Below are 907 nucleotides of genomic sequence, written 5' to 3' on the forward strand. Positions count from 1 at the left end.
AAAAAACAATTGTGGCAGCAAACCGTAAAAGCAAAGATTAATAACCAGGCGGCTGTTTTAAAAAAATGGAACATACCCCATGGCTATTTAAACAATGCCCGGCAAAATGTAAAAAGTGGCGATGCCGATAATGCCGAAGCCAAGGCAGCGGCCTATTATTGGGCGCATTTGTTTCCGGATGCCTGGCAGTTTTTTAGAAAACGGGATGGGCCACCCCCCAATAATTTATTGAATTATGGTTATGCCATTATTCGGGCTGCTATGGCCCGTGCCATTGCAGGAGCGGGTTTATTACCCACACTGGGCATTTTTCACCGCAACCGTTACAATGCCTATTGTTTAGCCGATGATATGATGGAACCCTACCGCCCATTTATAGATGCCATTGTACGCAACATTATTCACGAAACATCGGCAGTAGAAGTATTAACACAACCCATAAAAGTGCAACTGCTGAATGTGTTAACCCATGATACACGGATAGAAGAACAAACCAGCCCCTTATGGGTAGCCATGCAAAAAACAGCTTTCTCTTTAAGCAAATGTTATAGCGGCGAGCAACGAAAATTGGATTTTCCTGAACTACCATTAACATAAGCCCATACAAATAAATATTACTTTTTATTTGTTACCCATAATAATATAATGCCTTACTACGTTTTAATGATGGCAAATGAACATTTGCCGGTTATTGATGACAGACTGTTCCCTTTATGCCCAGGCACAATAACACATCCGAACGTTTCAATGCCTATCGTATTATGTGGATAATGGTATTTTTCGATTTACCTACCGAAACCAAAACAGAGCGAAAAACGGCACAAGAATTCAGGAAGAAAATTATGGCCGATGGCTTTGTAATGTTTCAATTTTCCATATACCTGCGGCATTGCCCCAGCATGGAAAA

The 907-nt window shown here is 41.0% G+C and carries 2 protein-coding genes; both read left to right on the plus strand.

What is annotated here, in order from left to right; genetic code table 11:
- The coding region (cas1, locus tag EO766_RS18250; RefSeq protein WP_287101815.1) for a type II CRISPR-associated endonuclease Cas1 at window positions 1-597 on the plus strand (597 nt) is incomplete at its 5' end.
- 116 nt (window positions 598-713) lie between these two features.
- Window positions 714-907, plus strand: a 194-nt coding sequence (cas2, locus tag EO766_RS18255; RefSeq protein ID WP_287101816.1) for a CRISPR-associated endonuclease Cas2, incomplete at its 3' end; no start/stop codon positions are given.

Origin of the sequence: Hydrotalea sp. AMD, assembly GCF_004100315.1 — a bacterium.
In the GTDB taxonomy this organism is placed as follows: Bacteria; Bacteroidota; Bacteroidia; order Chitinophagales; family Chitinophagaceae; genus Hydrotalea; species Hydrotalea flava.